The 7,945-nt window shown below is 73.6% G+C and carries 6 protein-coding genes; 4 read left to right on the top strand and 2 right to left on the bottom strand.

The window, feature by feature from the left end:
* Positions 1-19: 19 nt before the first annotated feature.
* The gene (locus ACFZAU_RS38070; RefSeq protein WP_500556002.1) at positions 20-850 is read left to right on the top strand and encodes a MetQ/NlpA family ABC transporter substrate-binding protein; all 831 of its coding nucleotides are present in this window, start codon (positions 20-22) and stop codon (positions 848-850) included.
* A gap of 33 nt (positions 851-883) precedes the next feature.
* On the opposite strand, the gene ACFZAU_RS38075 is transcribed toward ACFZAU_RS38070, so the two are convergent.
* Complete coding sequence (locus tag ACFZAU_RS38075; RefSeq protein WP_500556003.1) at positions 884-1,270, bottom strand: MmcQ/YjbR family DNA-binding protein; 387 nt, start codon at positions 1,268-1,270, stop codon at positions 884-886.
* Between the two features lie 42 nt (positions 1,271-1,312).
* On the bottom strand, positions 1,313-2,080 hold the full coding sequence (locus ACFZAU_RS38080) for a class I SAM-dependent methyltransferase (protein ID WP_499603416.1): 768 nt from the start codon (positions 2,078-2,080) through the stop codon (positions 1,313-1,315).
* 213 nt (positions 2,081-2,293) lie between these two features.
* On the opposite strand from ACFZAU_RS38080, the gene ACFZAU_RS38085 reads away from it, so the two are divergent.
* The 3 genes from ACFZAU_RS38085 (at position 2,294) to cobT (ending at position 7,749) form a co-directional block, all read left to right on the top strand.
* Positions 2,294-2,938: a GNAT family N-acetyltransferase gene (locus tag ACFZAU_RS38085; protein WP_500556004.1), complete on the top strand. Its 645-nt coding sequence runs from the start codon at positions 2,294-2,296 to the stop codon at positions 2,936-2,938.
* A gap of 99 nt (positions 2,939-3,037) precedes the next feature.
* The gene (gene cbiE, locus ACFZAU_RS38090; RefSeq protein WP_500556005.1) at positions 3,038-4,252 is read left to right on the top strand and encodes a precorrin-6y C5,15-methyltransferase (decarboxylating) subunit CbiE; all 1,215 of its coding nucleotides are present in this window, start codon (positions 3,038-3,040) and stop codon (positions 4,250-4,252) included.
* Positions 4,253-4,503: 251 nt separating this feature from the next.
* On the top strand, positions 4,504-7,749 hold the full coding sequence (gene cobT / locus ACFZAU_RS38095; protein ID WP_500556006.1) for a nicotinate-nucleotide--dimethylbenzimidazole phosphoribosyltransferase: 3,246 nt from the start codon (positions 4,504-4,506) through the stop codon (positions 7,747-7,749).
* Positions 7,750-7,945: the final 196 nt, after the last annotated feature.

The raw sequence follows: 7,945 nt of genomic DNA on the forward strand, positions 1-7,945 counted from the left end.
TTCCAGAAAGGCACTTTTCGTGCGTACCAGCATCAAGATCACGACCGCCGTCCTCGCCGCCGCCGGCCTCACCCTCGGCCTGACCGCCTGCGGCGGGGACTCCGGCACCAAGAAGGACAGCGCGAGCGACCCGCTCGTCGTCGCCGCGAGCCCCGTCCCGCACGCGGAGATCCTCAACTTCGTCAAGGACAACCTGGCGGCCAAGGCCGGGCTCAAGCTCGAGGTGAAGGAGTTCAGCGACTACGTGACGCCGAACACCGCCACCGAGGACGGCTCGGTCGACGCCAACTACTTCCAGAACCAGCCCTACCTGGACGACTTCAACAAGAAGAAGGGCACCCACATCGTGCCCGTCGTCACGGTGCACCTGGAGCCGCTGGGCCTGTACTCCGACAAGCTGAAGTCCGCGGACGCGATCAAGAACGGTGCGACGATAGCCGTCGCCAACGACGCGGTGAACGAGGCCCGCGGCCTCAAGCTGCTCGCCGCCAACGGCCTGATCACCCTCAAGGACGGCGTCGGCAACGAGGCCACCCCCGCCGACATCACCGGCAACCCCAAGGACCTGAAGTTCAAGGAGCTCGAGGCCGCCCAGCTGCCGCGCTCCCTCCAGGACGTCGACGCCGCCGTGATCAACGGCAACTACGCCATCTCCGCGGGGCTCAAGCCCGCCGACGACGCCCTGGTGCTGGAGTCCGCCGACAACAACCCCTACGGCAACTTCCTGGCCGTCAAGGAGGGCAACGAGAAGGACCCGCGTGTGCTGAAGCTGAAGAAGCTGCTCACCACGCCCGAGGTGAAGAAGTTCATCGAGGACACATACGCCGGCTCCGTCATCCCCTCCTTCTGACCCACGGGCTCCGGCGGGGGCCGGACAGCGCGCTCAGCGCGCCCCGTCCCCCGCCTCACCCGGCCAGTCCAGCCGCAGCCGCTCCGCGCGCGGCAGCCGCGCCACCACCAGGTCGTAGGAGTCCTCGACCAGCTCCCGCACCATCGCGTCGGGCAGCGAACCGTCCAGCGTCACCGTGTTCCAGTGGCGCTTGTTCAGGTGCCATCCCGGCACGATCGCCGGGTGCTCCGCCCGCAGCCGCACCGCGAGGTCGGGGTCGCACTTCAGGCTCACCTTCAGCGGCTCGCCCCCCAGCGCGCTGATGGCGAAGATCCTCCCGCCGGCCTTGAAGACGGTCACCTCGAGGTCACGCGGGAAGGGGTTCTCCGCCACGGCGCCGTTGAAGGCGAGGCAGAAATCCCTGAGCCGGTCCGCGTCCATGCGCCCATTCAACAGGGCCCCACCGACAGCGGGGGCGACCGCTCAGCGGCGCCGCACCCAGTACACGTCCGTGGTGTACGGCATCTCCACGGCGTCCTTGCCGCGCGTGGCGTCGTGCCCGGCCAGCACCGCCTCCACCTCGGCCCGCACCCGCTCCTGCTCGGCCGGGTCCATCACCGCGATGTGGCTGGAGGACGTCATGCGCTCCACCACGTCCGTCACCGTCGTCGAGTGCAGGTTCGGCCAGTGCCGCTCGTGCATCCGCGACCAGCCCGCGCGGCCGGTGAAGGCCTTGCGCCAGCCGCCGTCCAGCGGGCTCGGCAGGTCACGCGGCGCCAGCCGGAAGACGATGTCCTGGTAGTCGCGCACCCACGGGACCGAGGTGTCGTAGGTGTTCCACACCAGCGCCAGCGAACCGCCCGGCCGCAGCAGCCGCTCGACCTCCGCCAGGGCCTCCTCCTCCTGGAACCAGTGCCAGGACTGCGCCGCCACCACCGCGTCCGCGCACCCGTCCGGCAGGCCCGTGGCCTCGGCCGTCCCGCCCGTCACCCGCACCCCCGGCAGCAGCTCCGCGAGCCGCTCCCGCATCTCCGCCACCGGCTCGACCGCGATCACCTCCGCGCCCGTCAGGGCCAGCAGACGGGTGAACTTGCCGGTGCCGGCGCCCAGGTCGACCACCGTACGGCCCGCCTCGAGGGGCAGCGCGTCCGCCAACTCGGCCAGGGCCGCCATGGGGTACGAGGGCCGCGACCGCTCGTACACACCCGCGGCCCGCTGATATCCGACTCCTGCTGCGTGGTGCACCGTCACGCGGGCAGACGGTAGCAGGACCCCATGACCACGGGCGTGGCGGACCTGCGGAAAAGCCGGGGAACAGCACACCAACTGCTCCCGTCGTGCGGATGGTTGGACGTACCCTGGGGCGACGGCCGCGCAGGCCCCCGCAGCGACCCGGTCCTGCGGGTGAACCGGTGGATGCTGCATGCTGTGCACTTCACACATGCCCTGGCTACGGAGCGTCGAATGACCAGCTTCCCGGAGATCTCCATCAGTACGGAGCGGCTGGTGCTGCGCACGTACGAGGAGTCCGACATCCCCGCCCTGGCGGAGATGATGAACGACGAGTCCGTGATCGCCTGGACCTCCGTGCCGCACCCGTACACCGAGGCGGACGCCCGCTCCTTCATCGCCGAGTTCGCCCCCGCCGAGCGCGCGGAGGGCCGGGGCATCGTGCTCGCCGTCACCGAGTTCCTCACCCAGCGGCTGGTCGGCACCGTCCACCTGCAGCGCACCGACTGGCGCATCCGCAGCAGCGAGGCCGGCTACCTGATCGCCCCCTGGGCGCGCGGCGAGGGCTACGCCGCGGAGGCCGTCCAGGCCACCGCCCAGTGGCTCTTCGACGACCAGAAGTTCGAGCGCCTGGAACTGCGCACCGCCGCCGACAACGCCGCCTCCCAGCAGGTCGCGCAGAAGATCGGCTGCATCAGCGAGGGAGTGCTGCGAGGCGCCGGCCTGGTCCGCATCCGGCCGGAGGGCGAGACCGACGGCCGCTGGGAGGAAGTCCGCACCGATCTCATCGTGTGGAGCCTGCTCCCGGAGGACCTCGACGGCCTCGCGGAGGAGTCCGCCGACGGCTCCGACTACGCGGCGTACGCCGACTGGCAGTGAGCACCCGCTGGCGCAAGATCCTGGCCGGGGTACTGTGCACACCCCGGGATCACTCCACCCGGGCACCACACCGCGACGCGCCCAGGAGGCAGGACGACGATGGCCGACCGTGTCACGGTGATCGGGTGGGACGGCTCACCACCCGGCGAGGCGGCGCGCTCCGCGCTGTCGGCCGCCACGCTGGTGGCCGGGACCCGGCACCACCTGGCACTGCCCTTCGTGCCGGAGGACGCCGAGCGGATCGTACTGGGCAGCATCGACCTGGCCGCCCGCCGCATCGCGCGGCACCGCGGCACCGCGGTCGTCCTCGCCGACGGCGACCCCGGCTTCTTCGGGGTCGTCCGGGCCCTGCGCACCCCCGAGTACGGGTTGGAGGTCGAGGTCGTCCCCGGCGTCTCCTCGGTCGCCCAGGCCTTCGCGCGAGCCGGGATGCCCTGGGACGACGCCCGGGTGGTCGTCGCGCACACCCGCACCCTGCGCCGGGCCGTCAACGTCTGCCGCGCCCACCCGAAGGTCGCCGTGCTGACCGCGCCCGGCGCGGGACCCGCCGAACTCGCCCTGCTCCTCGGCGACGAGCACCGCACCTTCGTGATCTGCGAGGCCCTCGGCACCGAGCACGAGCAGGTCACGGTGCTCACCTCCGACAAGGTGGCCGACCATACCTGGCGGGACCCCAACGTCGTCCTCGTCGTCGGCGCCGCCCCGGCGGCCGGCCCCGTGCCCGTCCCGGTCACCGCGCGGTCCGCCTGGCTGGCGGGCGGGGACCCCGACTCGTCCGACCGCGTACGGGGCTGGGCGCTGCCCGCCGAGCGCTACGCGCCCGAGGACGGCCCCGCGCAACTGCGCGCCCTGCAACTGGCCCGGCTCGGGCCGCGGGCGGGCGACCTGCTCTGGGACATCGGCGCCGGCGGCGGGGCCGTCGCCGTGGAGGCGGCGCGCTTCGGCGCGGCCGTCATCGCGGTCGAGGCCGACGCCGCGGCGTGCGAGCGGATCGAGGACACCGCACGGGACTTCGGGGTGCAGGTGCGCGTCGTCCACGGCCGTGCGCCGCACGTGCTGGAGGACCTTCCGGAACCGGACATCGTGCGCATCGGGGGCGGCGGAGCGGAGGTCGTCGCGGCCTGCGCCGCACGCCGGCCGGAGCGAATCGCCGCGAGCGCCGCGAACCGGGACGAGGCCGAAGCCGTCAGCCGCGCCCTGGACGAGGGCGGATACACCGTGGAACGCGCGTTGTTGCAGGCAGTGGAGCTGAACGACCAGTGGTCCGAGCGGGAGCGCACGGTGGTCTTCGCGCTCCTCGGACACCGCAGGTGAGCCGGTGGGTTGCGCCCGCATTGGCACCGGTTTGAGGTGAACCCCCCTGGGCGCGCGCGGGCACACGCACGGTAGGCTGACTGACCGCTGTGCCGTCGTCGCGCATTGACGTCGCGTGAGGGCTGATCAGTAATGATCAGTACCGGTCAATCGCCGTCGTCGTGCCGGTTGCCGCCCACGCTCGTTCTCTCTGTGGGCAGTGTGCTCGGCGCAGCGATGGAAGGAGCGAAACCGATGGGCGAGGGGCACGCATGACTGACACCGGCCAGGTCCCGGGTGAGGGACTGCCGGAGAACGCAGGCGAAGAAGCGGTTCTGCAGCCGCACGCCGACCTTCCCGGCAGTGGCGCGCAGCAGCATTCCGTCCCCTCGTGGGACGTCGATCCGCTCACCGCGCCGGTTCCCCCCGAGTACCAGTACCTCGACCAGCCGTCCGGCGTCCTGCCGGTCGACGAGGACGAGGAGATGCTGCTGATGCCGGGTCTGCAGGGGTCCTGGGCCGACCCGCAGCCCGTCCCGCCGCCGGTCCAGGTCGCCGCACCCGTTCCGGCTCCCGCACCGCCGGCCCCGCCCGTGCCGGTCCCGGCGCAGGCCCCCGCCCCCATCGCCGTTCCGGTCGAGCACACCCCGCACGGGATGCCCACGGCACCCGTGGGCGTCGAGCACGACGCCCACGAGAGCGGCGGCCGCGACTCCGTCTCCCTCGACTACTCCGCGGTCCGTACCGAGGTGCCGCTCGTACCGGGGGCCCCGGTACCGGAGCAGGTGCCGGCCGAGCAGCCCGCGCCTCCGCAGCCCGCGCCCTTCGTGGCGGAGCACACCGTGCCGGAGCAGACGGTGCCCGTGGCGGCGGAGCCCTTCGCGCAGCCCGTGCCCGCCGAGGACCCGGTCCTGGAGGCCGAGCCGGCCCCGCAGCCCCATGTGCCCGCGCAGGCACAGGTGCAGGAGGCCGCCCCGGCCGCCCCCGTACCGCCGCGCCGCCCCCTCCACATGGGCCCCCCGATCCCGGACCCGTCCAACGGCGGCGGCATCGTCCGCTCCCTGGCCGACCGCGGTCCGGCCACCCCGGCCACCCCCACGCCCGTGCCGCAGCCGGTCGCCGCGCCCCTGCGCCAGTCCGGGCCGCCCACCGTGGGCCCCGAGTACCTGGACATCCCCCGCGACGAGACCCCGGCCGCGCCCGAGGCCGTCGCGCCCGCAGCCGCGGCGCCCGAGGCCGTCGCCCCGGCGCCCGAGCCGGTCGCCGTCGAGCCCGGACCCGAGCCGGTGGCCGCCGTGGCCGCGCCGGAGCCGGTGGCCGTGCCGGAACCCGAGCCGGTGGCCGTCGCCGTGCCCGTGCCGCCGCTGGAAACCCCGGACGAGCCCCTGCCGTTCGGCATGGAGCCGGCCGCCGAGGTGCCCGCGGCACCGGTCGTCCCGGAGGTGCCCGCGCCCGTCGTGGCGCCGGAGCCGGTCGTGGTGCCCGAGCCCGTCGTCGAGGCCCCGGTGGAGCCCGCTCCCGTCGCGGTGCCCGAGGAGCCGGTCGCCGTCGAACCGGTCGCCGAACCCGAACCCGCCCCCGTCGCGGTCGCGGTCGTGGTGGAGGAGCCCCCGGCCGTCGCCGCCGAGTCGCAGCCCGAGCCCGAGCCCGAGCCCGAGCCCGAGCCCGAGCCCGAGTCTGAGCCCGAGGCGCAGGCGGCGCCCGAGGAGCCCGCGGAACCGCAGGCCGCCGAGGAGCCCGAGGCGCCGCAGGCTGAAGAAGAGCAGGACCCGGAGCCGCTGCTGCCCGCCGCCGAGGGCTACGACCCCGCGGTCCGGGACGCCGTGCACCGCGTCATCCGCGAGCGCCGCGACATCCGCAACGGCTTCCGCAAGGACCCGATCCCGCACGAGGTGCTGATCCGCGTCCTGGAGGCGGCCCACACGGCGCCGAGCGTCGGCCACTCCCAGCCGTGGGACTTCGTCGTCATCCGCTCCGCCAAGACCCGGGAGCGCATGCACGAACTCGCCATGCAGCAGCGCGACGCGTACGCCAAGTCCCTCCCCAAGGGCCGCGCCAAGCAGTTCCGCGAGCTGAAGATCGAGGCGATCGTCGACACCCCGGTCAACATCGTCGTCACCGCCGACCCGACCCGCGGCGGCCGCCACACGCTGGGCCGCTACACCCAGCCGCAGATGGCACCGTACTCGTCGGCGCTCGCCGTGGAGAACCTCTGGCTGGCCGCCCGCGCCGAGGGCCTCGGCGTCGGCTGGGTCAGCTTCTTCGACGAGCGCGAGATGGTCCGCGAACTCGGCCTGCCCGAGCACCTCGAGGTCGTCGCGTACCTCTGCGTCGGCTACGTCGACGAGTTCCCCGAGGACCCCGAACTGGTGCAGTCCGGCTGGTCCAAGCGCCGCCCGCTGTCCTGGGTCGTCCACGAGGAGGAGTACGGCAACCGGGCGCTGCCCGGCGAGGAGCCGCACAACCTCCTGGAGGAGACCCTGCGCGGCATCCGCCCCCTGGACGCCAAGGCGCTCGGCGAGGCCTGGGAGCGGCAGAAGCGGATGACCAAGCCGGCCGGCGCGCTCGGCATGCTGGAGATCATCTCCGCGCAGCTCAGCGGTCTGTCCCGGCAGTGCCCGCCGCCGATCCCGGAGCCCGCGGCCGTCGCGATCTTCGCGGGTGACCACGGGGTGCACGCCCAGGGCGTCACCGCCTGGCCCCAGGAGGTCACCGGCCAGATGGTCGCCAACTTCCTCGGCGGCGGGGCCGTGTGCAACGCCTTCGCCAACCAGGTGGGCGCCGAGGTGTGCGTGGTGGACGTCGGCGTCGCCTCCGACCTCCCCAGCACCCCCGGCCTCCTGCCCCGCAAGATCCGTCCCGGGACCGCCGACATGACCGCCGGGCCCGCCATGTCGCGCGAGGAGGCGCTGCGCGCGATCGAGGTCGGCATCGAGACCGCCCGCGACCTCGTCGCCGCGGGCAACAAGGCGCTGCTCACCGGGGAGATGGGGGTCGCCAACACCACCGTGTCCGCGGCCCTGATCTCCGTCTACACCGGGGTCGACCCGGCGGAGGTCACCGGGCGCGGCACCGGCATCAACGACGAGATGCACGCCCGCAAGATCGACGTCGTGCGGCGCGCCCTCGAACTCCACCGGCCCGACCCGTCCGACCCGATCGAGGTCCTCGCGGCGATCGGCGGCCTCGAGCACGCGGCCATGGTCGGCCTGCTGCTCGGCGCGGCCTCCCTGCGGACCCCGGTCATCCTCGACGGCGTCAGCGCCGGCGCGGCCGCTCTGGTGGCCCGGGCCATCGCCCCGGAGGTCCTCGCGGCCTGCATCGCCGGCCACCGCAGCGCCGAGCCCGGCCACCGGGCTGCGCTCACCAAGCTGGGCCTGCGGCCGCTGGTCGAACTCGACCTGCGGCTCGGCGAGGGCACCGGGGCGCTGCTGGCGCTGCCGCTGGTGCAGAGTGCTGCGCGGGCGATGCACGAGGTGGCGACGTTCGACTCTGCCGGGGTCACCGAGAAGTCCTGACGCGGGGGGTCGTGGTGGGCGTAGGTTTTTTCGCCCACCCTCCCGCCCGATTGCCCGGCATGGTTGGTGCGGGGCTCGCTCTGTGGGTTGGTGGGCCGGGGGTGGGGCCTCCGGGGTGGGCATTCTGTACCGCATATTTATGTGCATGGCGGGCAGCACGCGTCGGTGCCGTCGCTGCTGCACCTCAAATACACCT

The sequence above is a fragment of the Streptomyces sp. NPDC008238 genome (assembly GCF_042956445.1).
Taxonomy (GTDB): Bacteria; Actinomycetota; Actinomycetes; order Streptomycetales; family Streptomycetaceae; genus Actinacidiphila.